Origin of the sequence: Cedecea davisae, from assembly GCF_044095835.1 — a bacterium.
Classification (GTDB): domain Bacteria; phylum Pseudomonadota; class Gammaproteobacteria; order Enterobacterales; family Enterobacteriaceae; genus Cedecea; species Cedecea davisae.
The window spans coordinates 1,548,459-1,572,822 of the sequence record NZ_CP172054.1; the positions used below are offsets into that span (position 1 = coordinate 1,548,459).

Below are 24,364 nucleotides of genomic sequence, written 5' to 3' on the forward strand. Positions count from 1 at the left end.
TATTGTTTAACTTTTCAGTAGGTTGGTGACTGTGAGCCAGGGGCGGTAGCGTGCCCGGATGCGGCCAAATAAAAGCAGGTCATGGAGTCATCGGAGTGCCGGAAAATATACTGACTTTAGGAATAATGCCAGTTATCTCGCTCCTCGAATATGTTCAATTCTGTACTTCATTCTCTCGGCTAATTGCTTGCTTTATTCGCTCAGGATAATTACTCAGCCATAGTGATAAATACTCAATGATAAAATACAAACTTAAGTTGATGCCTTTATTGGTGTCGGTAACCCTGATGAGCGGCTGTACGGTATTTCCGGGCAGCAATATGTCCAGCTCGGGAAAAGACGTCATCAAACAACAGGATGCGGACTTCGATCTTGACCGAATGGTGAATGTTTATCCGCTGACTCCACGCTTGGTTGAACAGCTGAGGACGCGCCCGGCCGTTGCCCAGCCAAATGTAGAGCTGGATAAAGAGATTGCCAATTATCAGTATCGGGTCGGCCCGGGAGACGTGTTAAGCGTCACGGTCTGGGATCACCCGGAATTAACCACCCCCGCCGGTCAGTACCGCAGTTCCAGCGATACCGGCAACTGGGTACAGTCCGACGGCACGATGTTCTATCCGTACGTGGGCAAAATCAGCGTCACCGGAAAAACATTGGCAGAAATTCGCAGCGATATTACCCGCCGCCTTGCGCAGTACATCGCCGAACCTCAGGTAGACGTTAATATTGCCGCCTTCCGCTCCCAAAAAGCCTACGTTTCCGGGCAGGTCAATAAATCAGGGCAGCAACCGATCACCAACGTTCCGCTGACTATTCTTGATGCGATAAATGCCGCCGGTGGCCTGACGGATGCTGCGGACTGGCGCAATGTCGTTCTGACCCATAACGGACAGGAAAAACGTATTTCGCTCCAGGCGCTGATGCAAAACGGCGACCTTAGCCAGAACCATCTGCTCTACCCGAGCGATATTCTGTTTGTGCCGCGCAATGACGACCTGAAAGTGTTCGTGATGGGTGAAGTGAAAAAACAAACCACCTTGAGAATGGACTTCAGCGGCATGACGCTGACCGAGGCGCTGGGCCAGGCCGAAGGTATCGACCTTACCTCCTCAAATGCCAGCGGCGTCTTCGTTATTCGCCCGCTCAAAGGCAAAAACCAGCAAAACGGCAAGATTGCCAGTATCTACCAGCTTGATATGTCCGACGCGACTTCGCTGGTGATGGGTACCGAATTCCAGCTACAGCCTTATGACGTTGTTTATGTCACCACCGCGCCGGTAACCCGCTGGAATCGCCTGATCAACCAGCTTCTGCCAACCATCAGCGGCGTTCGCTACATGACGGATACCGCCAAAGATATTCACACCTGGTAACCCGCTATGTTCAACAAAATACTTGTAGTTTGCGTGGGGAACATTTGCCGTTCCCCTACGGCTGAACGGCTGCTGAAACAGTATCAGCCGGGGCTTAGCGTCAGCTCTGCGGGGCTGGGGGCATTAGTAGGCAAAGGGGCCGATATCGGCGCGGTTGAGGTGGCGGGGCGGCATAACTTGTCGCTGGAAGGGCACCTTGCCCGCCAGGTTAGCGGGCGGCTGTGCCGGGAGCAGGACCTGATTCTGGCGATGGAAAAACGCCATATCACCGCGCTATGTGAAATAGCGCCGGAGATGCGCGGCAAAGTGATGCTCTTTGGTCACTGGGATGCAGAGCGGGAAATTCCCGATCCGTACCGCAAGAGCCGCGATGCTTTCGAAGCGGTCTATAGCATGCTCGACCTTTCTGCCCAGAAGTGGGCTAACGCACTTAAAGCTCATCAGGGATAACAATGACAGACAAAGCACGCCGTTCGAGCGCCCCGACCGAGGGCAATGATGAAATTGATATCGGCCGTTTACTGGGCACCGTGCTGGAGGCTCGCTGGTGGGTTATCGGCATTACCGGCCTTTTTGCCGCGCTGGCGATAGTTTACGCCCTGTTCGCCACCCCGGTTTATAAAGCCGATGCGCTGGTGCAAATTGAACAAAACGCGGGTAATACACTGGTCAACGACATCAGTTCCGCACTCAGCAATAAACCACCTGCCTCGGCTGCGGAAATACAGTTGATTCAGTCCCGCCTGGTCCTTGGCAAGACGGTTGATGACCTGAACCTGGATATTTCGGTGACTAAAAACACCTTCTGGTTGTTTGGGGCCGGCTGGGATCGGCTTCACGGGCATCAGAACGATACGGTCAACGTGACGACCTTCAACCTGCCGTCGGGAATGAATAAAGATACCTTCACCGTCGAAGTTCTTAACGGGAAGCAATATCAGCTCACCAGCGATAATGGTTTTAGCGCCAAAGGTGAAGTGGGGCAGACGCTGAGTAAAAACGGCGTCACCATGAAAGTGGATGGCATCCAGGCTCGCCCGGGCGACAGCTTTACGGTGGTGAAATATTCCACGCTCGGGATGGTAAACCAGCTGCTGGGGAACCTGACGGTAACTGAAAACGGCAAAGATACCGGCGTACTTAGCCTTTCTTACACCGGGGAAGATAAAGACCAGATCCGCGCTATCCTCGACAGCATCACCCGTAATTACCTTGCGCAGAACGTCCAGCGCAAATCGGAAGAAGCGGCGAAAAGCCTGAAGTTCCTCGCTGAACAGCTGCCCGAGGTTCGCCACAATCTGGATGCCGCAGAAAACAAGCTTAATGCTTATCGCCAGCAGCAGGACTCGGTAGATCTTTCTCTGGAAGCGAAGTCGGTACTCGATACCATGGTTAACATCGACTCCCAGTTGAACGAGTTGACCTTCCGGGAAGCAGAAATCTCCAAGCTGTATACCAAAGCGCACCCGGCTTACCGCACCTTGTTGGAAAAACGCAAGACGCTGGAAGACGAGAAAGCCCGCCTGAACAATCGCGTTACCGCGATGCCAAAAACCCAGCAGGAAATTGTGCGCCTGACCCGCGACGTGGAGTCCGGCCAGCAGGTTTACATGCAGCTGCTGAATAAGCAGCAGGAGCTGAAAATTACCGAGGCCAGCACCGTAGGCGATGTACGTATCGTTGACCCGGCGATTACCCAGCCGGGCATTGTTAAGCCACAGAGAGCACTGGTGGTGCTGGGCAGCATTATTCTTGGCCTGATTGTTTCGATTATCGGCGTGCTGCTGCGTTCGCTGTTCAACGGCGGCATCGAAAGCCCGACGACGCTGGAAGAGGCTGGCCTCAGCGTTTACGCCAGCATCCCGCTTTCCGAATGGCAGAAAACTCGTGACCACGCCAATGTGCGCAACGTCAAAGGGGCTAAGCGCCATAAACAGAGTCAACTGCTGGCGGTGGGTAATCCAACCGACCTTGCCATCGAGGCTATCCGTAGCCTGCGAACCAGCCTTCACTTTGCCATGATGCAGGCGCCTAACAACGTCCTGATGCTCACCGGCGTCAGCCCGTCAATCGGTAAAACGTTCGTCTGTGCCAACCTTGCGGCGGTCATCAGCCAGACCAACAAGCGTGTGCTGCTGATGGACTGCGATATGCGTAAAGGCTACACCCATGAACTGCTGGGAACGACAAACGCCAACGGTCTGTCAGACGTGCTTTCCGGGCAGGGCGATATTAGCCGTTGCGCGCAGAAAACCTCGGTGCCGAACTTCGACCTGATCCCGCGTGGGCAGGTGCCCGCTAACCCTTCAGAGCTGCTGATGAACGAACGGTTTGCTCAGCTGGTGAAATGGGCAAGCGAGAACTACGACCTGGTACTGATAGATACCCCGCCAATCCTTGCCGTAACGGACGCAGCAATTATCGGTCGCCACGCGGGCACCACGCTGATGGTGGCTCGTTACGCCGTGAACACGCTCAAAGAGGTTGAGACCAGCGTTGGGCGCTTCGAGCAAAACGGTATTACGGTTCGCGGCGTGATCCTTAACTCGATCTTCCGCAGAGCAACCGGTTACCAGGATTACGGTTACTACGAATATGAATATAAGTCGGACGCTAAATAAGGTGATGACCATGAACAGCAGCGCAGACTGCCCGCTTATCTCTATTTATATGCCTACGTGGAACCGGCAGCAGTTGGCCATTCGCGCCATTAAGTCGGTATTGCGTCAGGATTATACTCACTGGGAAATGATTATCGTCGACGACTGCTCGGCTAATTTTCAACAGCTTCAGCAGTTTGTTGAGGAGCTTGGCGACCCGCGCGTGCGTTACATCCATAACGACGTTAATAGCGGTGCCTGTTCGGTGCGCAACCAGGCTATCGGGCTGGCGCAGGGGCGGTTTGTCACCGGTATTGACGACGACGACGAGTGGACGCCCAACCGGCTGTCTACTTTCCTCTCTCATCAGCATCAGCTGGTCACGCATGCCTTCCTGTATGCCAACGATTATCTGTGTCAGGGGCAGGTTTATTCCCAGCCGGGTAGTTTGCCGCTGTATCCGAAGTCGCCTTACTCTCTGAAGCTGTTTTATAAGCGTAATATTATTGGTAATCAGGTGTTTACCTACGCTGAACGCTTTAAAAACTGCCTGTTCGATACGACGTTAAAGGCGGCTCAGGATTACGATATTTTCCTGCGTATGGTGGTCGAGTACGGCCAGCCGTGGAAGCTGGAAGAGGCCACGCAAATCCTGCATGTGAACCACGGGGAAATGCAGATAACCCAATCGCCGAAGAAGTTTTCCGGTTATTTCCACTTCTACCGCAAGCACAAGGACAAGTTCGACCGCGCCAGTAAGAAATACCAGCTCTACACCCTTTACCAGATTCGTAATAAGCGCATGTCGATGCGTACTTTGCTGGCGCTGCTGACCGTGCGTAATACCAAGCGTCTGGCCGACAGCCTGCGGGGGAAATAAGCGTGCTGGAAGACTTACGAGCTAATAGCTGGAGCCTGCGGCCCTGCTGCATGGTGCTGGCCTATCGCGTCGCCCATTTCTGCTCGGTGTGGCGCAAAAAACACGTCATCAACAACCTGTGGGCTGCGCCAGCGATACTTTTTTATCGCTTCGTTACCGAATGCCTGTTTGGCTACGAGATCCAGGCCGGAGCCACGATTGGCCGCCGTTTTACTATTCATCATGGCTACGCGGTGGTTATCAATAAATTCGTGGTTGCCGGGGATGATTTAACCATCCGTCACGGCGTAACGATTGGCAACCGCGGCAAAAGCCTGGCCTGCCCGGTCATCGGTAACGGCGTTGAGCTGGGTGCCAATGTCGTTATCGTTGGCGATATCACCATTGGTAATAACGTGGCGATAGGGGCGGGCAGCGTGGTGCTGGACAGCGTGCCGGACAATGCGCTGGTAGTCGGTGAAAAAGCACGGGTGAAGGTCATCAAATGAACATTATGCAATTTAACGTGCGGCTGGCCGAAGGCGGAGCTGCTGGCGTAGCGCTGGACTTGCATCAGCGCGCGCGCCTTGCGGGATTATCTTCGCGTTTTATTTATGGCTACGGCAAGGGCGGTAAAAAAAGCGCCAGCCACGATATCTACCCGGATGTGGTGAAGCACACGCCCCGCCTGGTTTCTATCGCCAATATCGCGCTGTTTCGCTTTTTAAATCGCGACCCGTTCGGCAACCTCAATAAGCTTTACCGAAGCGTTATCCGCAGCCAGCAGCCGGTGGTTCTACACTTCCACGTCGTACACAGCTACTGGCTGAATCTCGATGAGATGGTTTCTTTCTGCCAGCGGGTAAAGGCAAACAAGCCGGACGTGACCTTCGTCTGGACGCTGCACGACCACTGGAGTATTACCGGCCGCTGTGCGTTTCTTGACGGCTGCGAAGGTTGGAAAACCGGCTGCACAAAATGCCCGACGCTGAACAACTACCCGCCGGTGAAGGTCGATAAGGCTCACCAGATGGTAGACGGCAAGCGCCAGCTGTTTCGTGAAATGCTGGCGCTTGGCTGCCAGTTTATTTCCCCGAGCCAGCATGTTGCCGAAGCTTTTAACCAGCTGTACGGGGCAGGGTGCTGCAAAATCATCAATAACGGCATCGACGTAGCGACCGAAGCTATTCTGGCGGAATTGCCTGAAAATTCGGCCAGTACCGCGAAACCGCGGGTAGCGATTGTTGCCCATGACCTTCGCTACGACGGCAAAACAGACCAAAAGCTGGTGCAGGAACTGATGGCACTCGGCGATAAAATTGAGCTGCATACCTTCGGCAAGTTCTCTCCGTTTAGCGGCAATAACGTGATTAATCACGGCTATATGACCGACAAACGGGCATTGATGAGCGAGCTGAATACCATGGACAGTCTGGTGTTCAGCTCCAGGGTGGACAACTACCCGCTGATCCTCTGTGAAGCGCTGTCCATCGGCGTGCCGGTAGTGGCAACCCGCAGTGAAGCCGCGGACGAAGTGCTGCGAAAAGTAGGCGGAAAAACCTTTACTTCCGATCGGGTTTCTGCCCTGGTTCAGCTCAAAAAAGCTCAGCTTGCCCGGCAGATATTTGCCACCGATTTAGCCACCTTCCGCGAAGCGAGTCGCCAGGCCTACAGTGGAAAACAGATGCTGGAGGAATATGTCTCGTTCTATCAGGGTCTGTAGCTATCTGCTGCTGCCGTTCATCTATCTGGTGGTGAACATCAAGCTGGCCTCTCTCGGGGAGAGCTTTCCCATCACCATCGTGACGTTTCTGCCCGCTATCCTGTTTTTATACATCGAGCGCATTAATCTGAAGAAGTTAATGATTGCGTTGGGAGTAGGGGCAGGGTTGACGGCGTTTAACTACATCTTTGGTCAGTCGCTTGATGCCGCTAAATACGTGACTTCGATGATGCTGTTTGTCTACATCGTGCTTATCCTCGGCATGACGTGGAGTTGCCGTTTTAAAACCATTTCGCAGCGTAACCACCGAAAAATCCTGCGTTTCTTTTACTGTGTGGTGGGGATTATCGTCACCCTCGCCGCTGCCGAAATGGCGCAGATTATTCTTACCGGCGGCAGCACCCTGATTGAGAAAATCTCGAAGTTTCTTATCTACAGCAACAGCTATGTACTCAACTTTATTAGCTTTGGCGGGCGGCGAACTACCGCTCTCTATTTTGAGCCGGCATTCTTCGCCCTGGCATTAATCTCAATTTGGCTCAGCATCAAACAGTTTGGTATCAAAACGCCGAAAACTGATGTTATGATTCTTTTAGGGATAATCCTTTCAGGATCTTTCTCCGGCGTAATGACTTTTATTCTGTTTTATTTGCTGGAGTGGGCGTTCCAATACCTTAATAAAAGCGCCATTAAAAAGAAGTTGCCGTTAGCAATTATTTCTTTGGCGGTTTTTTTAATCGGGCTGGTGTTTGCATTTCCTTATATCGCGACGCGAGTCGGCGATTTGGGGACCGAAGGATCATCTTCCTATTATCGTATAATAGGTCCGCTGGCGATGGTAGGTTATTCCCTGGCCAACGTTGATGGCGTGGTACGTTTTGGCTCACTTTATGAATATGTCGCATCATTCGGAATATTTAACGGTGCGGACGTGGGTAAAACCGTGGACAATGGTCTTTATCTGCTGATTATTTATTTCTCATGGTTTGCAGTATTGATGACCGCCGGTTATATGTGGCGCGTTTTGAAAATGATGCGTAATGCTTTCGGTAATAATGAGAATTATCGGGTTCAGCTTTGGCTGTTTATGCCTGTATCCTTGTTTTTTACCGGCTCAATTTTTAGTCCGGAATATGCTTTCTTAATTGTTTGCCCATTTATTTTGCGCAAGGCAATTAATTCGACGCTGCCAGGAGGTGCGCAATAATGTTATTAAGTGTTATTACAGTCGCATGGCGTAATTATGACGGCGTGGTGAAAACCTGGCAGTCTCTGGCTCATTTAGCTCAGGCAAAAGGCGTTGAATTTGAGTGGATTGTCGTCGATGGCAATTCGCCGGACGGCACCGCAGAATTTCTTGGCAGCCTGAACGGCCAGTACAACCTGCGCTTTGTTAGCGAAAAAGATAACGGTATTTATGATGCCATGAATAAAGGCATCGCGATGGCGCGCGGGCGTTATGCTTTATTCCTTAATTCCGGAGATGCCTTCCACCCAGAAATCACCGAAGTTATTCAACAGGTTGTGGTGCTTGGTGAGCGAGATAACGCGATGGTCATCGGCGATGCGCTGCTGGACTTCGGCGACGGCAACAAAACTCGCCGCAGCGCCAAGCGCGGCTGGTATATCTACCACAGCCTGCCTGCCAGCCATCAGGCGATATTTTTTCCGCTCTCCGGGCTGCGTAAACATCCTTACGATCTGCAATATAAAGTCTCTTCCGATTACGCTCTGGCAGCAAAAATGTATAAAAGTGGTTATGCATTTAAACGCATTAAAGGGCTGGTGTCTGAGTTTTCAATGGGCGGCGTATCTACCTCCAATAATATTGAGCTGTGTCGTGATGCAAAAAAAGTACAGCGCAAAATATTACGAGTGCCGGGGTTTATTGCGGAGCTTTCTTTTCAACTGCGGTTGAGAACCACCGGTAAAGCCAAGGCGCTTTATAACAAAGCCTGAGCGCACGGGGATCATTATGCAGGAATTAAGCGGCTTCAGCGTGCCGAGGGGGTTTCGCGGCGCTGGTGGCATTAAAGTGCAATTGTGGTGGGCCGTTCAGGCAACATTATTTGCCTGGTCGCCGCAGGTTTTATATCCCTGGCGTGCATTTTTATTACGTCTGTTTGGCGCGAAGGTGGGCAAGAAAGTTGTTATTCGTCCATCGGTTAAAATTACCTATCCGTGGAAATTAACACTTGGCGATCATGCCTGGGTAGGCGATGACGCAGTGCTTTATACCCTCGGCGAAATTGTTGTCGGGGCTAATTCGGTCGTATCGCAGAAGTGTTATTTGTGCACCGGCAGCCACGATTATATGAGTAAGCATTTTGATATTACTCAGGCGCCAATTGTGATTGGGGAAAAATGCTGGCTGGCGACAGATGTATTTGTTTCTCCTGGCGTAACCATCGGTGATGGTTGTGTAGTTGGGGCACGTAGCAGCGTTTATAAATCATTACCGGCGAATGCCATTTGCCGGGGTAACCCGGCAGTAAAAATACGCGAACGCGCGTAATTATTTTCACCCTCGCTCTACTCATTAGCGGTTCTCGCCCTCTCTCCATCGGGGAGGGGGATGGGGTGAGGGGTAAGGGCCAATAAAAATGTTCATAGAGGATAAATTATCATGACTAAAGTAGCTCTCATCACGGGTGTCACCGGACAAGACGGCTCTTACCTGGCGGAATTCCTGCTGGAAAAAGGCTATGAAGTTCACGGTATCAAGCGTCGCGCCTCTTCTTTCAATACCGAGCGTGTTGACCACATTTATCAGGACCCGCATGCGGGCAACCCTAAGTTCCACCTGCACTACGGTGACCTGACCGACACGTCCAACCTGACCCGCATTCTGTCTGAAGTGAAGCCGGATGAAGTGTATAACCTCGGCGCCATGAGTCACGTAGCGGTTTCGTTTGAATCGCCGGAGTATACCGCTGACGTTGATGCGATGGGCACTCTGCGCCTGCTGGAGGCTATCCGCTTCCTTGGCCTGGAAAAGAAAACTCGCTTCTATCAGGCTTCTACCTCCGAGCTGTACGGCCTGGTGCAAGAGATCCCGCAGAAAGAGACCACGCCTTTCTACCCTCGCTCTCCTTACGCGGTTGCCAAACTTTACGCTTACTGGATAACCGTAAACTACCGCGAATCCTACGGTATGTACGCCTGCAACGGCATTCTCTTTAACCACGAGTCCCCGCGCCGCGGCGAAACCTTCGTGACCCGTAAAATCACCCGCGCTATCGCCAACATTGCTCAGGGTCTGGAGAAGTGCCTGTACCTCGGCAACATGGACTCGCTGCGCGACTGGGGCCACGCCAAAGACTACGTGAAAATGCAGTGGATGATGCTGCAACAGGACAAGCCGGAAGATTTCGTTATTGCCACCGGCGTACAGTATTCCGTTCGCCAGTTTGTGGAAATGGCCGCCGCTCAGCTCGGCATTAAGCTGCGCTTTGAAGGCCAGGGCGTGGAAGAGAAAGGCATTGTGGTTTCCGTTACCGGCCACGACGCACCGGGCGTAAAACCTGGCGACGTTATCATCTCCGTTGACCCGCGTTACTTCCGTCCTGCCGAAGTAGAAACCCTGCTGGGCGACCCGACCAAAGCGCACGAAACCCTGGGCTGGAAACCGGAAATTACGCTTCAGGAAATGGTCGGCGAAATGGTAGCCAAAGATCTGGAAGCGGCGAAGAAACACTCTCTGCTGAAGTCCCACGGGTACGAGGTAGCCATCGCGCTGGAGTCCTGAGCATGAATAAAAAACGTATCTTTGTTGCCGGCCACCGGGGAATGGTGGGCTCGGCCATCGAACGCCAGCTTGGGCAGCGTGATGACGTGGAGCTGGTACTGCGCGGGCGTGACGAACTGAACCTGCTGGACAGCGCAGCGGTGAACGCCTTTTTTGCCGGTGAGAAAATCGACCAGGTGTATCTTGCGGCGGCAAAAGTGGGGGGTATTGTTGCCAACAACACTTATCCGGCGGAGTTCATCTACGAGAACATGATGATTGAGAGCAACATTATTCATGCCGCACATACGCACGGCGTGAACAAGCTGTTGTTCCTCGGTTCGTCCTGTATTTATCCGAAGATGGCGCAGCAGCCTATGGCTGAAAGCGAGTTGCTGCAGGGCACGCTTGAGGCGACTAACGAGCCATACGCGATAGCCAAAATTGCCGGGATCAAGCTCTGCGAGTCCTATAACCGTCAGTATGGCCGCGACTATCGCTCGGTGATGCCGACCAATCTGTACGGGCCGAACGACAACTTCCACCCGAGCAACTCGCACGTTATTCCGGCGCTGATGCGCCGCTTCCACGAAGCCACGCAGGATAACGCGCCGGATGTGGTTGTCTGGGGCAGCGGCACGCCGATGCGCGAATTCCTGCACGTTGACGATATGGCGGCGGCAAGTATTCACGTAATGGAGCTGGACCAGGAAGTGTGGCAGGAGAATACCGAACCGATGCTGTCGCACATCAACGTCGGCACCGGCATCGACTGCACCATTCGGGAACTGGCACAGACCATTGCAAAAGTGACCGGCTACCGTGGTCGCGTGGTGTTCGACGCCAGCAAGCCCGACGGCACGCCGCGCAAATTGCTGGATGTTTCCCGCCTGCATCGCCTCGGCTGGTATCACGAGATTTCACTGGAGGCCGGCCTCGCCAGCACTTATCAGTGGTTCCTCGAAAACCAGCAGCGGTTCCGGGGGTAAGCATGTTTCTGAGCGCTGAAGATTTTGCCACCGTAGTCAGCTCTACGCCGCTTATCTCCATCGATCTTATCGTCGAAAACCAGGCCGGAGAATTCCTGCTTGGCCTGCGCACCAATCGCCCTGCAAAGGGCTTTTGGTTCGTGCCCGGCGGACGTGTACAGAAGGATGAAACCCTGGCTAATGCCTTTATTCGCCTGACTGAGGCGGAGCTGGGCACATCCTTCCCGCTTGCGGACGGGGAGTTTTACGGCGTCTGGCAGCACTTCTACGGCGATAACTTTTCCAGCAAGGATTTTTCAACCCACTACATCGTGCTGGGCTTCCGCCTGCGGGTGGATGACAAGCAGCTAAGCCTGCCGGGTGAGCAGCATAAAGCTTACTGCTGGCTGACGCCGGAAGCGTTGCTCAAGCGCGAAGATGTGCACGATAACAGCCGCGCTTACTTCATTAAGCAGGGCAAAGGGAAGGTACCGGGCTTATGAAAATTCTGGTCTACGGCATTAACTATTCACCCGAACTGACCGGCATCGGCAAGTACACCGGTGAAATGGTGGAGTGGATGACCAGCCAGGGCCACGAGGTGCGGGTGATAACCGCGCCTCCCTATTATCCGGAATGGAAAGTTCACCCGGACTACTCGGCATGGAAATACAAAAAAGAGCAGGGCAGAGCGACCGTCTGGCGCTGCCCGCTCTATGTGCCGAAGCAGCCTTCTACGCTGAAGCGCCTTATCCATCTCGGTAGCTTCGCGTTTAGCTCTTTGTTCCCGCTCCTGGCGCAGCGCCGCTGGAAGCCGGACCGCATTATCGGCGTGGTGCCTACGCTGTTTTGCGTACCGGGTATGCGCCTGCTGGCAAAACTCAGCGGCGCACGCACGCTGTTGCATATTCAGGATTATGAAGTGGACGCGATGCTTGGGCTGGGAATGGCGGGCAAAACGCCCGGCAAAATCGCTCGCCTCGCGCAGCGTTTCGAACAGAGCGGCCTGCATAACGTGGATAACGTCTCCACTATCTCCCGCTCGATGATGAACAAAGCCGTCGAAAAGGGTGTCGATCCGCAGCGGGTTATTTTCTTCCCGAACTGGTCGGAAGTTGCGCGTTTTCGCGGCGTGGAGCCAGAACAGCTGCGAGCTTTACGCGCCAGCCTGAATCTGCCGGAAGATAAAAAAATCATTCTCTACTCCGGCAATATCGGCGAGAAGCAGGGGCTGGAAACGCTGATTGAAGTTGCGGGCAAGTTCGCCGAAATGCCGTACCTTTTCGTGATTGTCGGGCAGGGCGGCGGCAAAGAGCGTCTCGAAAAGCTGGTTTATGTGCACGGGCTGAATAACGTGGTGTTCCACCCGCTTCAATCTTATGAGGCGCTACCGGCGCTGCTTGGCCTGGCCGATTGCCATCTGGTTATCCAGCGGCGCGGCGCGGCGGACGCCGTGCTGCCTTCAAAACTGACAAATATTCTGGCGGTTGGCGGCAATGCGGTGATTACCGCTGAACCGGAAACCGAACTGGGGCAGCTCTGCGAAGCCTATCCGGGAATTGCGGTCTGCGTTGAGCCTGAGTCCGCGGACGCGCTGGCAGACGGGATTGAACGCTGCCTGCAGCTTCCTGCAAACAACACGGTGGCGCGTGAATATGCCGAACGCACGATCGAAAAAGAGAACGTGCTGAGTCAATTTGTTGCCGCCATCTCTTCAAAAACAGTCGGGGATAATTTATGAGTACCTCACAACTCTATCCGGTAATTATGGCAGGCGGTAACGGCAGCCGCCTCTGGCCTCTCTCCCGCGTGCTGTACCCGAAACAGTTCCTCTGCCTGAAAGGGGAACTGACCATGCTGCAAACGACCATTAATCGCCTGAACGGGGTGGAATGCGAAAGCCCGGTGGTGATTTGCAATGAGCAGCATCGCTTTATCGTGGCCGAGCAGCTGCGCCAGCTGAACAAGTTAACCGAAAATATCGTGCTGGAGCCTGCCGGGCGCAATACCGCTCCGGCCATCGCGCTGGCGGCTCTTGCCGCTTTGCGTAATCAGCCGCAGCAGGATCCGCTGATGCTGATCCTTGCCGCAGACCACGTTATTCAGAATGAAGATGCGTTTCGCGATGCGGTGCGCAGTGCGATGCCTTACGCCGAAGCGGGGAAGTTGGTGACCTTTGGCATCGTGCCCGATCTGCCGGAAACGGGCTATGGCTACATTCGCCGGGGCGGCGTTGCCAGCCCGGAAAACGGGGCTGATTCGCTGGCCTTTGGCGTGGCCCAGTTTGTTGAAAAACCGGACCTGTGCACCGCACAGGCCTATGTCGCCAGCGGTGAATATTACTGGAACAGCGGCATGTTCCTGTTCCGCGCCGGGCGCTATCTTGAAGAGCTGGCGAAATTCCGCCCGGATATCCTGGCCGCCTGCGAGAAGGCTATGGCAGGCGTTGACCCGGATCTTGATTTTGTGCGCGTTGACGAGCAGGCCTTCCTGGACTGCCCGGATGAGTCCATCGACTATGCGGTTATGGAAAAAACCGCCGATGCGGTCGTGGTTCCGATGGATGCGGGCTGGAGCGACGTCGGCTCCTGGTCATCGCTGTGGGAAATCAGCACCAAAAATTCTGAAGGCAATGTGCATCACGGCGACGTTATCAGCCACGAGACTGAAAACAGCTATATCTATGCCGAGTCCGGCCTGGTGACCACCGTAGGCGTGAAAGATCTGGTGGTGGTGCAGACCAAAGACGCGGTGCTGATAGCCGACCGCGACCACGTTCAAAGCGTGAAGAAAGTGGTCGAGCGAATCAAAGGTGACGGCCGCCATGAACATCACAACCACCGGGAAGTGTATCGCCCGTGGGGCAAATATGACTCTATTGATTCCGGCGAGCGTTATCAGGTGAAACGCATCACCGTTAAGCCGGGAGAAGGGCTGTCGCTCCAGATGCATCACCACCGCGCCGAGCACTGGATTGTGGTGGCGGGCACCGCGAAGGTGACCCTCGGTGATGAAGTGAAATTGTTGGGCGAGAACGAGTCAATCTACATTCCGCTCGGCATGACGCATTGCCTGGAAAACCCCGGGAAAATTCCCCTCGACCTGATTGAGGTCCGCTCCGGCACCTATCTGGAAGAAGACGATATCGTCCGTTTCCAGGACCGCTACGGGCGCATTTAACCCTTAAATCCCCATAATTCTCCGCGGGCCTCAGGCCCGTGGGTTGGGTAACTGTTGCCCGAAGGAGCGAAATGATGCAGCAACTGACCTGTTTTAAAGCCTACGACATCCGTGGCCGCCTGGGCGACGAGCTGAATGAAGATATCGCGTGGCGCATTGGCCGGGCCTATGGCGAATACCTGAAGCCAAAAACCATCGTGCTGGGCGGCGACGTGCGCCTGACGAGTGAATCCCTGAAGCAGGCGCTGGCTCGCGGCCTGCAGGATGCGGGCGTGGACGTGCTGGATATCGGCCTGTCCGGTACCGAAGAAATTTACTTTGCCACCTGGCACCTGAACGTGGACGGCGGGATTGAAGTGACCGCCAGCCACAACCCGATGGACTACAACGGCATGAAGCTGGTACGCCAGGGCGCCCGCCCAATCAGCGGTGATACCGGCCTGCGCGACGTGCAGCGCCTGGCGGAAGCCAACGACTTCCCGCCGGTTAACGAAGCCGTACGCGGCAGCTACCGGAAGGTGTCGGTGGTGGAAGCCTACCTCGACCATCTGTTCTCCTATATCAACGTCGACAACATTAAGCCGCTGAAGCTGGTGGTGAACGCCGGTAACGGCGCGGCAGGCCCGATTGTGGACGCTATCGAAGCGCGTTTTAAGGCACAAAACGTCCCGCTGACCTTCGTGAAGATACACAACACGCCGGACGGCAATTTCCCGAACGGTATTCCTAACCCGCTGCTGCCGGAATGCCGGGCAGACACCCGCAATGCGGTGATTGAGCACGGGGCGGATATGGGCATCGCCTTTGACGGCGACTTTGACCGCTGCTTCCTGTTCGACGAGAAAGGGCAGTTTATCGAGGGGTATTACATCGTTGGCCTGCTGGCGGCGGCCTTCCTTGAGAAACAGCCCGGGGCAAAAATCATTCACGACCCGCGCCTGTCATGGAACACGGTGGACATCGTCGAACGCGCGGGGGGCAGGCCGGTGATGTCGAAAACCGGGCATGCGTTTATCAAAGAGCGCATGCGTGAAGAAGATGCGATTTACGGCGGGGAGATGAGCGCCCATCACTATTTCCGCGACTTTGCCTACTGCGACAGCGGGATGATCCCGTGGCTGCTGGTGACCGAGCTGCTGTGTCTGAAGGGTAAAACGCTGGGCGAGCTGGTCCGTGACCGCATGGCCGCCTGGCCCGCAAGCGGGGAAATCAACAGCAAACTGGATGACCCGAGCGCGGCGATTGAGCGGGTGCGTGCCCATTTTGGGCCACATGCAGAAGAAATCGACCACACGGACGGGATCAGCATGGCGTTTGGCGACTGGCGATTCAACCTGCGCAGCTCCAACACCGAGCCGGTGGTGCGCCTTAACGTGGAGTCGCGAAGCGATGAGCCGCTGATGCATGCGCGAACGCAGGAAATTATGGCTTTGCTGAACCAGTAACTCGTCGCCTCCGGGTGTTTTAACCCTCACCCTGGCCCTCTCCCTGGAAGGGAGAGGGGATAAGGTTCCAGTTATTCCCCTCTCTCCCATGTGGGGAGAAGGAATGGCTAAGTCCTGGTTATTCCTCCCTCTCCCCCGAGGGGAGAGGGCTGGGGTGAGGGGGAAACACCGATGCGACTTCTTTCAAAGGTAAAACGATGACAAATCTAAAAAAGGGCGAGCTGCCAAAAACCAACGCATCGTTGATCTCTATGGTGCAACGTTTTTCCGACATCAGCATTATGTTTGTCGGGTTGTGGACTATCTGCAAAGTCAACGGGTTGCCGTTCCTCTACATGCATTTGCTGATGGCCTTGTTGACCCTCGTTGTGTTCCAGATGATTGGCGGCATTACGGATTTTTACCGCTCATGGCGCGGGGTGAAAATCTCCAGCGAATTGCGCCTGTTGCTGCAAAACTGGACATTAAGCCTGATTTTCAGCGTCGGCCTGCTTTCATTTAATAGCGATTTTGACGGTTCTTTCTGGATTTATCTGGCCTGGTATTTGTTAACCAGTACCGGGCTGGTGGTTTGCCGATCGCTGATTCGCTATGCCGCAGGCTGGGCGCGCAACAAAGGTTACAACACCCGGCGCGTGGCCATCGCCGGTTCGCTGCCGGTGGGGCAGCTTCTCGCGCAGAGCTTCAATAATGAGCCATGGCTCGGTTTCAAAGTGCTTGGCGTTTATGACGATGAACCGCCAGCGGGCGGCCTGATTAACTATGCAGGTAACTTCGATAATCTGGTTATCGATGCCCGCAACGGCGAGATCGATAAAGTCTATATCGCAATGGCGATGAGCCATGAGTCCCGAATTAAACAGCTGGTTCGCGAGCTGGCGGATACCACCTGCTCGGTGTTGCTGATCCCCGACGTTTTCACCTTCAACATCCTTAACGCCAGAACCGAAGAGGTTAACGGCGTGCCGGTTGTGCCGCTGTTTGAAACACCGCTTAGCGGCATCAACAGCGTCATTAAGCGCCTCGAAGATATCGTGTTGTCCTCCTTTATTCTGCTGCTGATTTCGCCGGTGCTTATCTGCATTAGCCTGGCGGTGAAGCTGACTTCGCCGGGGCCGGTTATTTTCCGCCAGACTCGCTACGGCATGGACGGAAAGCCGATTAAGGTCTGGAAGTTCCGCTCCATGAAGGTAATGGAAAACGACGCAGTGGTGGTGCAGGCCACTAAAGGGGACAAGCGCATTACGCCTATCGGCAGTTTCCTGCGCCGCACTTCGCTCGATGAGCTGCCTCAGTTTATCAACGTGCTGTTTGGCGGCATGTCTATCGTCGGTCCGCGCCCGCACGCGGTGGCGCACAACGAACAATATCGCGCGCTAATTGAAGGCTACATGCTGCGCCATAAGGTGAAGCCCGGCATTACCGGCTGGGCGCAAATCAACGGCTGGCGCGGTGAAACCGATACCCTCGACAAGATGGAAAAACGCGTTGAGTACGACCTGGAATACATTCGCGAATGGAGCCTGTGGTTCGATATCAAAATTGTCTTCCTCACCGTGTTCAAAGGTTTTGTGCACAAAGCGGCCTACTGACGGAAATCACCATGAGCCTGAGAGAGAAAACCATCAGCGGAGCCAAATGGTCCGCCATTGCGACGGTGATTATTATTGGTCTGGGTCTGGCGCAGATGACGATTCTTGCCAGAACTATCGATAACCATGAGTTTGGTTTATTGACGGTATCGCTGGTCATTATCGCCCTTGCCGATACGCTGTCCGATTTCGGCATTGCCAACTCGATTATTCAGCGCAAAGAGATTAGCCACCTTGAACTGACCACGCTGTACTGGCTGAACGTGGGGCTGGGCGTGGCGGTGTGCGTGGTGGTCTTTTTGCTGAGCGACGTGATAGCCGGGGTGCTTCACACTCCCGCGCTGTCGCCGCTGATTAAAACGCTGTCGTTTGCCTTTATTATTATTCCTCACGGGCAGCAGTTCCGCGCCCTGATGCAAAAGGAGCTGGAGTTCTCCAAAATCGGCTCGATTGAAACCGTGTCAGTGCTGGCCGGGTTCACCGTTACCGTGACGGCGGCGATGTACTACCCGTTTGCGATGACGGCGATTATTGGTTACCTGGTCAATACTCTGGTACGCACCTCGCTGTTTGGATTCTTCGGGCGCAAAATTTATCGGCCGGGCTTCCATTTTTCCCTGAAGTCGGTGAATTCCAACCTGAAGTTTGGTGCCTGGCTGACGGCGGACAGCGTGATTAACTACGTTAACACTAACCTGTCTACGCTGGTGCTGGCGCGTATTCTCGGGGCGAGCGTGGCGGGCGGCTACAACCTGGCCTATAACGTGGCGGTTGTTCCGCCGATGAAGCTCAACCCGATTATCACCCGCGTGCTGTTCCCGGCCTTCGCAAAAATTCAGGATGACACCGCGAAACTGAGGGTGAACTTCTACAAGCTGCTGTCCATTGTCGGCATTATCAATTTCCCGGCGCTGCTGGGGCTGATGGTGGTGTCGAATAACTTCGTCCTGCTGGCGTTCGGTGAAAAATGGCAATTTATTACGCCTATTCTGCAACTGCTGTGCGTTGTTGGCCTGCTGCGCTCCATCGGAAATCCGATTGGTTCGCTGCTGATGGCGAAGGCGCGAGTGGACATCAGTTTCAAATTCAATGTGTTTAAAACCTGCCTGTTTATTCCGGCGATTATCGTCGGCGGCCAGCTGGGCGGCGCGCTGGGCGTGACGCTTGGTTTTCTGCTAATTCAAGTGGTTAATACCGTTCTCAGCTACTTCATCATGATAAAGCCGGTGCTCGGCTCCAGCTATCGGGAGTACATCCTTAGCATCTGGCTGCCGTTTTATCTCTCGCTACCGACCCTGATTGTAAGCGCGGCCCTGGGCGTTGCCCTCAAAGGGCACCTGCCGCCTGGCGTCCTGCTTTGCACCCAGATTGCCGCGGGAGCCGCCGCCTTTATCGCCATGATTATTTTGTCCCGCAATGCGCTGATCGTCGAAATGAAGCGACAGTTTTGCCGAAATGAACGCCTGAAAGCGCTGCTTCGCGCTGGCTAAGAAACCTAATAAGAGGTCAACATGAAATTACTTATTCTTGGCAACCACACCTGCGGAAACCGGGGTGATAGCGCCATTTTGCGTGGGTTGACCGACGCGATTACTTCGCTTGATGCCGGCGTGCATGTGGATGTAATGAGCCGTTATCCGGTCAGCTCCGCCTGGCTACTGGGGCGCCCGGTGCTGGGGGACGGCCTGTATAAGCAGATGAAGCAGTACAACAACGCCGTTGGCCTGATGGGCAGGGTGAAGAAGGTTTTACGTCGTAAATATCAGCATCAGGTGCTGCTGGCGAAGGCGACCAATTCCGGGCGTCTGCGCAATATTGCTATTCCGCAGGGGTTTATCGACTTTGTGAAGTCGCTACATCAGTACGACGCCATTATCCAGGTTGGCGGCTCGTTTTTTGTCGACCTGTACGGCGTGAGCCAGTTCGAGCATGCGCTTTGTAGTTTTATGGCCCGCAAGCCCGTGTACATGATTGGCCACAGCGTTGGCCCGTTCCAGGATCCGCAGTTTAACCAACTGGCAAACTATGTTTTTGGCCAGGCTCAGTCGCTGATTTTACGTGAAAGCGTGAGCCTGGATCTGATGAAGCAGAGTCAGATAGACACCAGTAAAGTCGAGCAGGGCGTTGATACCGCGTGGCTGGTGGCCCAGCACGAGGATGATTTTGTGCCGAGCTACGCTGTTAAGCACTGGCTTGGCATGGTAGCGGGCAAGAAAACCGTGGCAATTACGCTGCGCGAGCTTGCCCCGTTTGATAAGCGCCTTGGCACCACGCAGCAAGCCTATGAGCAGGCATTTGCCGAAGTGGTTAACCGCACTATAGAGCAGGGCTACCAGGTGCTGGCGCTTTCCACCTGTACCGGTATCGACAGCTATAACAAAGATGACCGTATGGTGGCGCTCAATATCCGCCAGTACATTAAGCAGCCCGATGATTATCACGTCGTCATGGATGAGCTCAACGATCTGGAAATGGGAAAAATCTTTGCCGCCTGCGATCTGACGGTAGGCACGCGCCTGCACTCGGCGATTATTTCCATGAACTTTGGTACGCCCGCTATCGCCATTAACTACGAACACAAATCAGCGGGCATCATGCAGCAGCTTGGTCTGCCGGAAATGGCGATAGATATTCGCCAACTGCTGGACGGCTCGTTGCAGGGCGTAGTAGCGGATGTGTTAGGGCAGTTGCCCGAGGTTAACCAGCGGCTGAGCGCTGCGGTTCGAGCCGAACGTGAAAACGGCATGCGGATGGTTGAGTCGGTTCTGGCGCGAGTTAAGGAGGGAAAATGAAGGTTGGCTTCTTCCTGTTAAAATTTCCGCTGGCTTCGGAAACTTTTGTTCTGAACCAGATAACCGCCTTTATCGACATGGGTTATGAAGTTGAGATTGTCGCTCTGCAAAAAGGCGATTTAACCCATACCCATGCGGCGTTTAAAAGCTACAAACTTTCGGAAAAAACCGTCTGGCTGCTCGACGAGCCTGAAGGTAAATTCGGCAAGCTGAAAAGCCGGGCCCTGAATACTTTGCGGGGAGCATGGCATACAAGAACCTGGAGGGCGCTGAGCCGCGCCCGCTATGGCGATGAGGCAAGGAATTTAATCCTCTCATCGATTTGTGGGCGACAAAAGAAAACGCTGGAGGCCGATGTGTTTATTGCCCACTTCGGCCCGGCAGGCGTAACGGCGGCGAAGCTCAAGGAGCTTGGGCTGCTGAAAGGCAAGATTGCTACCGTTTTCCACGGCATAGACATTTCGCACCGTGATGCTCTGGCCCACTACACGCCGGAGTACCGGCAGCTGTTTGAGCGTGGGGACCTGATGCTGCCGATTAGCGATCTCTGGGCGAGCCGCCTGAAGCAAATGGGCTGCCCGGACGGCAAAATCGCCGTCTCACGGATGGGCGTAGATATGGATAAATTCTCGCTGCGGCCGATGAAAACGCCCGGAACGCCGCTGGAGATAATATCCGTGGCGCGCCTTACCGAGAAGAAAGGGCTGCATATCGCGATTGAGGCCTGCCGCCTGCTGAAAGCCCGCGGCGTGGCGTTCCGCTACAACATTCTCGGCATTGGGCCGTGGGAGCTTCGTCTGAAGACGTTGATTGAGCAGTTACAGCTGGACGACGTGGTATTTATGCCCGGCTTCAAACCCAGTCACGAAGTTAAAGAGATGCTCGACAGCGCCGATTTATTCCTGCTGCCGTCTATCACCGGCGAGGACGGAGATATGGAAGGCATACCCGTTGCGCTAATGGAGGCGATGGCGGTCGGCATTCCCGTTGTCTCTACTATTCACAGCGGTATTCCCGAACTTATCGACGCCGGAGAGTCCGGCTGGCTGGTGCCTGAGAAGGACGCCTTTGCCCTTGCCGACAGGCTACAGGCCTCTGCTGCCGTTTCTGAAAGCGAGCTACAGCTGATGCTTGCCCGGGCAAGAGAGAAGGTTGCGAGCCAGTTCAATCAGCAGGTCATTTATCGGCAGCTCGCCCGTCAGCTTCAGACGCTGTAAATCACGAATCTTATGATGAGGACTTATGTCGAAAAGCATTGAACCGAAGCGCCTTCCGTATTCTCTTTCCCGCCGTAAGTTGCTATTAGCAGGCTCGGCCATCGCCGCCTCCTCTCTGACACCCCGCGCGGTAATGGCGGCGGGACGCGCGAGCGAAGTAAACGTCAAAGACTTCTATCAAAATGACTGGATCGCCGCTTTTAAACAGGCATTTGACGCTTCAGACCGCGTGCTGGTTCCGGCAGAACTGGTTTGCGACAGCATCAATACCGCGATATTTATGCCGCAGGGTAAAACATTACACGTTGCTGGTGGATTGAAGGGCAACGGTAAAGGGCGGTTTGTTTTGCAGGATGGCTGCCAGATTATCGGCGAGCGGGGAGGGCGGTTTAACAATATCACGCTGGATGTGCGCGGCTCCGACTGCGTTATCAAAGGCATTGATATGAGCGGGTTCGTTAACGTCGCGCAGATTTACATCGGCGGTAAAGATAAGCGCACCATGCGCAACCTGACTATCGACGGCATCACGGTACATGATGCCAACTACGCGATTCTGCGGCAGGGTTTCCATAACCGTATGGAAAACGTCCGAATTACTAACGGACATTTTAGCAACCTGCAGGGCGATGCCATCGAGTGGAATGTGGCGATTAACGACCACGATCTGCTGATTTCAGACCACGTTATCGACAACATTAACTGCACCAACGGCAAGATTAACTGGGGGATCGGCATAGGCCTGGCGGGGAGTACATATAATAATAACTATCCTGAAGATCAGGCGGTAAAAAACTTTGTAGTAGCCAATATCACCGGCAGCAATTGTCGCCAGCTGGTCCATGTTGAGAATGGGAAGCATTTTCTTATTCGCAACGTAAAGGCGCGCAATATCAACCCAACTTTCAGCCGCAATGCCGGTATTGATAACGCCAGCGTGGCGATATACGGCTGCGATAATTTTGTGATTGATGATGTTGATATGGTCAATAGCGCTGGGATGCTGATTGGCTATGGCGTGATAAAAGGCAATTACCTGTCAATTCCGCAAAACTTTAAGCTTAGCGATATTAAGCTCGATAATAGCGAACTGAATAATACGTTGCGGGGTATCCAGATCTCCTCCGGCAATGCTACCTCCTTCGTTGCTATGACCAACGTCACCTTAAAGCGGGCAACGCTTGAGTTTCATAACAAACCGCAACATCTTTTTATGCGTAATATCAACGTGATGCAGCTTTCAACCGTCGGCCCTGCGCTGAAGCTGAACTTCGATCTGCGTAAGGATGTGCGCGGTAAGTTTATGGCCAAAGACGATACGCTGCTTTCGCTGGCGAATATTCACGCGGTAAATGAGAAGGGGCAAAGCTCGGTCGATATTGACCGCGTCGATCAGCTTCACGTTAACAGCGAAAATCTCAATTTTGCGTTGCCCCTCGCACGTAAATAATAATGCAAACCCTTTTGCGAGCAATCCGAGCCCGTGGCAGCAGAAATGCGGCCTGTAGCGTATTTCGTTTCGCGAAGGGGAGCGATAACATGAATCATTGGCCTGACGAATTCATGCTGGCATCAGAGCACGAAAAGACTATAATCGGCGGATCCGCTAGTTAAAGTTAGGACTGGGGCGTTGGCAGTTGCGATCCAGGGAAGAATCCAGCTTTATCTCAAGTTTTGTTCAATGCAAACAGACTAAGTGATTTATGAACGAAAAAGTTTTGTTAATCGGCGCATCTGGCTTCGTAGGCACCAGACTTCTGGAGACAACCCTTTCCGACTTTGCTATTCATAACCTGGATAAGCAGCAAAGTCATTTCTACCCGGAAATAACTACTCTGGGTGACGTGCGTGACCAGGAGACCCTCGACAAGGCTCTTAGCGGTTATGACACAGTCGTTCTTTTAGCTGCTGAACACCGTGATGATGTTAGTCCAACATCGCTTTATTACGACGTAAATGTTCAGGGTACGCGCAACGTGCTTGCCGCTATGGAAAAAAACTGCGTCAAAAACATCATTTTTACAAGTTCAGTGGCCGTTTATGGATTGAATAAAACCAACCCTGATGAAACCCATCCCCATGATCCTTTCAACCACTACGGCAAGAGCAAGTGGCAGGCTGAGGAAGTATTGCGTGAATGGCATCAGAACTCTCCAGGCGATCGTTCACTGACTATCATTCGCCCTACCGTTATCTTCGGTGAGCGTAACCGCGGCAATGTATACAACTTGCTCAAACAGATTGCGAGTGGGAAATTTGCGATGGTTGGGGCGGGTAATAATTACAAGTCGATGGCTTATGTTGGTAATATTGTTGAGTTTATTAAGTATAAATTAGCTAACGTGCAGGTTGGCTATGAAGTTTACAACTATGTCGACAAACCCGATCTCAATATGAATCAGTTGGTTTCTGAAGTAGAAAAAAGCCTCAATAAAAAGATCCCTTCTGTACATCTTCCATACAGCCTTGGCATGCTGGGTGGCTTCTGCTTCGATATGTTAAGTAAAGTCACCGGTAAGAAATATCCTATTAGCGCTGTTCGGGTGAAGAAATTCTGTGCAACGACTCAGTTTGATGCTTCGAAAGTGCACAGCTGTGGTTTTGTTGCTCCCTATTCGCTCTCTCAGGGACTGGATCGTACGCTGCAGTACGAATTTGTGCATGATAAGAAAGACGACATTACGTTTGTGACTGAGTAACGCACATTACTGAAGATGGCCTGCAATCTACGAAAATTCGGAATTAGATCAATCAACTAGCACTTATGATTGCTTTCCGATTTTTCTGAGTAAAGCTTCTGGCTGTGGGAGAGTATCTTAGCTAAACAGTGGTCTCAGATTGTTCAACTGCGTTTAAACCATCAAAGACTGTTCAAGTTAAGCGTG

The 24,364-nt window shown here is 53.5% G+C and carries 21 protein-coding genes; all 21 read left to right on the forward strand.

Features of this window, described 5'->3' with window-relative positions; translation table 11 throughout:
- Positions 1-236: 236 nt before the first annotated feature.
- The 21 genes from ACG1VR_RS07695 (at position 237) to ACG1VR_RS07795 (ending at position 24,178) form a co-directional block, all read left to right on the forward strand.
- The gene (locus tag ACG1VR_RS07695) at positions 237-1,376 is read left to right on the forward strand and encodes a polysaccharide export protein (protein WP_016537247.1); all 1,140 of its coding nucleotides are present in this window, start codon (positions 237-239) and stop codon (positions 1,374-1,376) included.
- 6 nt (positions 1,377-1,382) lie between these two features.
- A complete protein-coding gene (gene wzb / locus ACG1VR_RS07700) occupies positions 1,383-1,826 on the forward strand; it encodes a low molecular weight protein-tyrosine-phosphatase Wzb (protein WP_016537246.1) in 444 nt (147 codons plus the stop codon).
- A gap of 2 nt (positions 1,827-1,828) precedes the next feature.
- Positions 1,829-3,997 (forward strand): tyrosine-protein kinase Wzc, encoded by a 2,169-nt coding sequence (wzc, locus tag ACG1VR_RS07705; RefSeq protein WP_395490605.1) that lies wholly within the window; start codon positions 1,829-1,831, stop codon positions 3,995-3,997.
- A gap of 10 nt (positions 3,998-4,007) precedes the next feature.
- Positions 4,008-4,856, forward strand: coding sequence for a colanic acid biosynthesis glycosyltransferase WcaA (wcaA, locus tag ACG1VR_RS07710; protein WP_172569495.1), 849 nt, complete (start codon positions 4,008-4,010; stop codon positions 4,854-4,856).
- A 2-nt stretch (positions 4,857-4,858) separates the two neighbouring features.
- Entirely contained in the window at positions 4,859-5,344 is a 486-nt protein-coding gene (wcaB, locus tag ACG1VR_RS07715) for a colanic acid biosynthesis acetyltransferase WcaB (RefSeq protein WP_172569496.1), read from the forward strand.
- Positions 5,341-6,558: a glycosyltransferase gene (locus ACG1VR_RS07720; RefSeq protein WP_395490606.1), complete on the forward strand. Its 1,218-nt coding sequence runs from the start codon at positions 5,341-5,343 to the stop codon at positions 6,556-6,558. The genes wcaB and ACG1VR_RS07720 overlap by 4 nt, the downstream gene beginning before the upstream one ends.
- Positions 6,533-7,765: a colanic acid polymerase WcaD gene (gene wcaD, locus ACG1VR_RS07725; RefSeq protein ID WP_216376118.1), complete on the forward strand. Its 1,233-nt coding sequence runs from the start codon at positions 6,533-6,535 to the stop codon at positions 7,763-7,765. Before ACG1VR_RS07720 ends, wcaD begins: the two co-directional genes overlap by 26 nt.
- Positions 7,765-8,517 (forward strand): colanic acid biosynthesis glycosyltransferase WcaE, encoded by a 753-nt coding sequence (gene wcaE / locus ACG1VR_RS07730; protein WP_395490607.1) that lies wholly within the window; start codon positions 7,765-7,767, stop codon positions 8,515-8,517. The genes wcaD and wcaE overlap by 1 nt, the downstream gene beginning before the upstream one ends.
- Before the next feature lie 16 nt (positions 8,518-8,533).
- The gene (gene wcaF, locus ACG1VR_RS07735; protein WP_016537239.1) at positions 8,534-9,073 is read left to right on the forward strand and encodes a colanic acid biosynthesis acetyltransferase WcaF; all 540 of its coding nucleotides are present in this window, start codon (positions 8,534-8,536) and stop codon (positions 9,071-9,073) included.
- Between the two features lie 111 nt (positions 9,074-9,184).
- Positions 9,185-10,306: a GDP-mannose 4,6-dehydratase gene (gmd, locus tag ACG1VR_RS07740; protein WP_172569500.1), complete on the forward strand. Its 1,122-nt coding sequence runs from the start codon at positions 9,185-9,187 to the stop codon at positions 10,304-10,306.
- Between the two features lie 2 nt (positions 10,307-10,308).
- Complete coding sequence (locus tag ACG1VR_RS07745) at positions 10,309-11,274, forward strand: GDP-L-fucose synthase family protein (protein WP_395490608.1); 966 nt, start codon at positions 10,309-10,311, stop codon at positions 11,272-11,274.
- Positions 11,275-11,276: 2 nt separating this feature from the next.
- Entirely contained in the window at positions 11,277-11,756 is a 480-nt protein-coding gene (locus ACG1VR_RS07750; protein ID WP_395490609.1) for a GDP-mannose mannosyl hydrolase, read from the forward strand.
- The gene (gene wcaI, locus ACG1VR_RS07755; protein ID WP_395490610.1) at positions 11,753-12,994 is read left to right on the forward strand and encodes a colanic acid biosynthesis fucosyltransferase WcaI; all 1,242 of its coding nucleotides are present in this window, start codon (positions 11,753-11,755) and stop codon (positions 12,992-12,994) included. Before ACG1VR_RS07750 ends, wcaI begins: the two co-directional genes overlap by 4 nt.
- Positions 12,991-14,433, forward strand: a complete 1,443-nt coding sequence (gene cpsB / locus ACG1VR_RS07760) for a mannose-1-phosphate guanyltransferase (protein ID WP_115586349.1) — start codon at positions 12,991-12,993, stop codon at positions 14,431-14,433. Before wcaI ends, cpsB begins: the two co-directional genes overlap by 4 nt.
- A 74-nt stretch (positions 14,434-14,507) precedes the next feature.
- A complete protein-coding gene (gene cpsG, locus ACG1VR_RS07765) occupies positions 14,508-15,878 on the forward strand; it encodes a phosphomannomutase CpsG (RefSeq protein WP_172570385.1) in 1,371 nt (456 codons plus the stop codon).
- A 197-nt stretch (positions 15,879-16,075) separates the two neighbouring features.
- Positions 16,076-17,470, forward strand: a complete 1,395-nt coding sequence (gene wcaJ, locus ACG1VR_RS07770; protein ID WP_395490611.1) for an undecaprenyl-phosphate glucose phosphotransferase — start codon at positions 16,076-16,078, stop codon at positions 17,468-17,470.
- An 11-nt stretch (positions 17,471-17,481) separates the two neighbouring features.
- Positions 17,482-18,960 (forward strand): MOP flippase family protein, encoded by a 1,479-nt coding sequence (locus ACG1VR_RS07775; RefSeq protein WP_395490612.1) that lies wholly within the window; start codon positions 17,482-17,484, stop codon positions 18,958-18,960.
- Positions 18,961-18,981: 21 nt separating this feature from the next.
- Positions 18,982-20,262 (forward strand): colanic acid biosynthesis pyruvyl transferase WcaK, encoded by a 1,281-nt coding sequence (wcaK, locus tag ACG1VR_RS07780; RefSeq protein ID WP_395490613.1) that lies wholly within the window; start codon positions 18,982-18,984, stop codon positions 20,260-20,262.
- The gene (gene wcaL, locus ACG1VR_RS07785) at positions 20,259-21,479 is read left to right on the forward strand and encodes a colanic acid biosynthesis glycosyltransferase WcaL (RefSeq protein ID WP_395490614.1); all 1,221 of its coding nucleotides are present in this window, start codon (positions 20,259-20,261) and stop codon (positions 21,477-21,479) included. Before wcaK ends, wcaL begins: the two co-directional genes overlap by 4 nt.
- A gap of 25 nt (positions 21,480-21,504) precedes the next feature.
- Entirely contained in the window at positions 21,505-22,929 is a 1,425-nt protein-coding gene (wcaM, locus tag ACG1VR_RS07790; RefSeq protein ID WP_395490615.1) for a colanic acid biosynthesis protein WcaM, read from the forward strand.
- 253 nt (positions 22,930-23,182) lie between these two features.
- Positions 23,183-24,178: an NAD-dependent epimerase/dehydratase family protein gene (locus tag ACG1VR_RS07795; RefSeq protein WP_395490616.1), complete on the forward strand. Its 996-nt coding sequence runs from the start codon at positions 23,183-23,185 to the stop codon at positions 24,176-24,178.
- Positions 24,179-24,364 lie beyond the last annotated feature (186 nt).

Excerpts from the sequence above, each read along its gene's own strand:
- ACG1VR_RS07695 (WP_016537247.1), top strand. The coding sequence starts at position 237 with ATGATAAAATACAAACTTAAGTTGATGCCTTTATTGGTGTCGGTAACC.
- wzb (WP_016537246.1), top strand. The coding sequence starts at position 1,383 with ATGTTCAACAAAATACTTGTAGTTTGCGTGGGGAACATTTGCCGTTCC.
- wzc (WP_395490605.1), top strand. The coding sequence starts at position 1,829 with ATGACAGACAAAGCACGCCGTTCGAGCGCCCCGACCGAGGGCAATGAT.
- wcaA (WP_172569495.1), top strand. The coding sequence starts at position 4,008 with ATGAACAGCAGCGCAGACTGCCCGCTTATCTCTATTTATATGCCTACG.
- ACG1VR_RS07720 (WP_395490606.1), top strand. The coding sequence starts at position 5,341 with ATGAACATTATGCAATTTAACGTGCGGCTGGCCGAAGGCGGAGCTGCT.
- wcaD (WP_216376118.1), top strand. The coding sequence starts at position 6,533 with ATGTCTCGTTCTATCAGGGTCTGTAGCTATCTGCTGCTGCCGTTCATC.
- wcaE (WP_395490607.1), top strand. The coding sequence starts at position 7,765 with ATGTTATTAAGTGTTATTACAGTCGCATGGCGTAATTATGACGGCGTG.
- wcaF (WP_016537239.1), top strand. The coding sequence starts at position 8,534 with ATGCAGGAATTAAGCGGCTTCAGCGTGCCGAGGGGGTTTCGCGGCGCT.
- gmd (WP_172569500.1), top strand. The coding sequence starts at position 9,185 with ATGACTAAAGTAGCTCTCATCACGGGTGTCACCGGACAAGACGGCTCT.
- ACG1VR_RS07745 (WP_395490608.1), top strand. The coding sequence starts at position 10,309 with ATGAATAAAAAACGTATCTTTGTTGCCGGCCACCGGGGAATGGTGGGC.
- ACG1VR_RS07750 (WP_395490609.1), top strand. The coding sequence starts at position 11,277 with ATGTTTCTGAGCGCTGAAGATTTTGCCACCGTAGTCAGCTCTACGCCG.
- wcaI (WP_395490610.1), top strand. The coding sequence starts at position 11,753 with ATGAAAATTCTGGTCTACGGCATTAACTATTCACCCGAACTGACCGGC.
- cpsB (WP_115586349.1), top strand. The coding sequence starts at position 12,991 with ATGAGTACCTCACAACTCTATCCGGTAATTATGGCAGGCGGTAACGGC.
- cpsG (WP_172570385.1), top strand. The coding sequence starts at position 14,508 with ATGCAGCAACTGACCTGTTTTAAAGCCTACGACATCCGTGGCCGCCTG.
- wcaJ (WP_395490611.1), top strand. The coding sequence starts at position 16,076 with ATGACAAATCTAAAAAAGGGCGAGCTGCCAAAAACCAACGCATCGTTG.
- ACG1VR_RS07775 (WP_395490612.1), top strand. The coding sequence starts at position 17,482 with ATGAGCCTGAGAGAGAAAACCATCAGCGGAGCCAAATGGTCCGCCATT.
- wcaK (WP_395490613.1), top strand. The coding sequence starts at position 18,982 with ATGAAATTACTTATTCTTGGCAACCACACCTGCGGAAACCGGGGTGAT.
- wcaL (WP_395490614.1), top strand. The coding sequence starts at position 20,259 with ATGAAGGTTGGCTTCTTCCTGTTAAAATTTCCGCTGGCTTCGGAAACT.
- wcaM (WP_395490615.1), top strand. The coding sequence starts at position 21,505 with ATGTCGAAAAGCATTGAACCGAAGCGCCTTCCGTATTCTCTTTCCCGC.
- ACG1VR_RS07795 (WP_395490616.1), top strand. The coding sequence starts at position 23,183 with ATGAACGAAAAAGTTTTGTTAATCGGCGCATCTGGCTTCGTAGGCACC.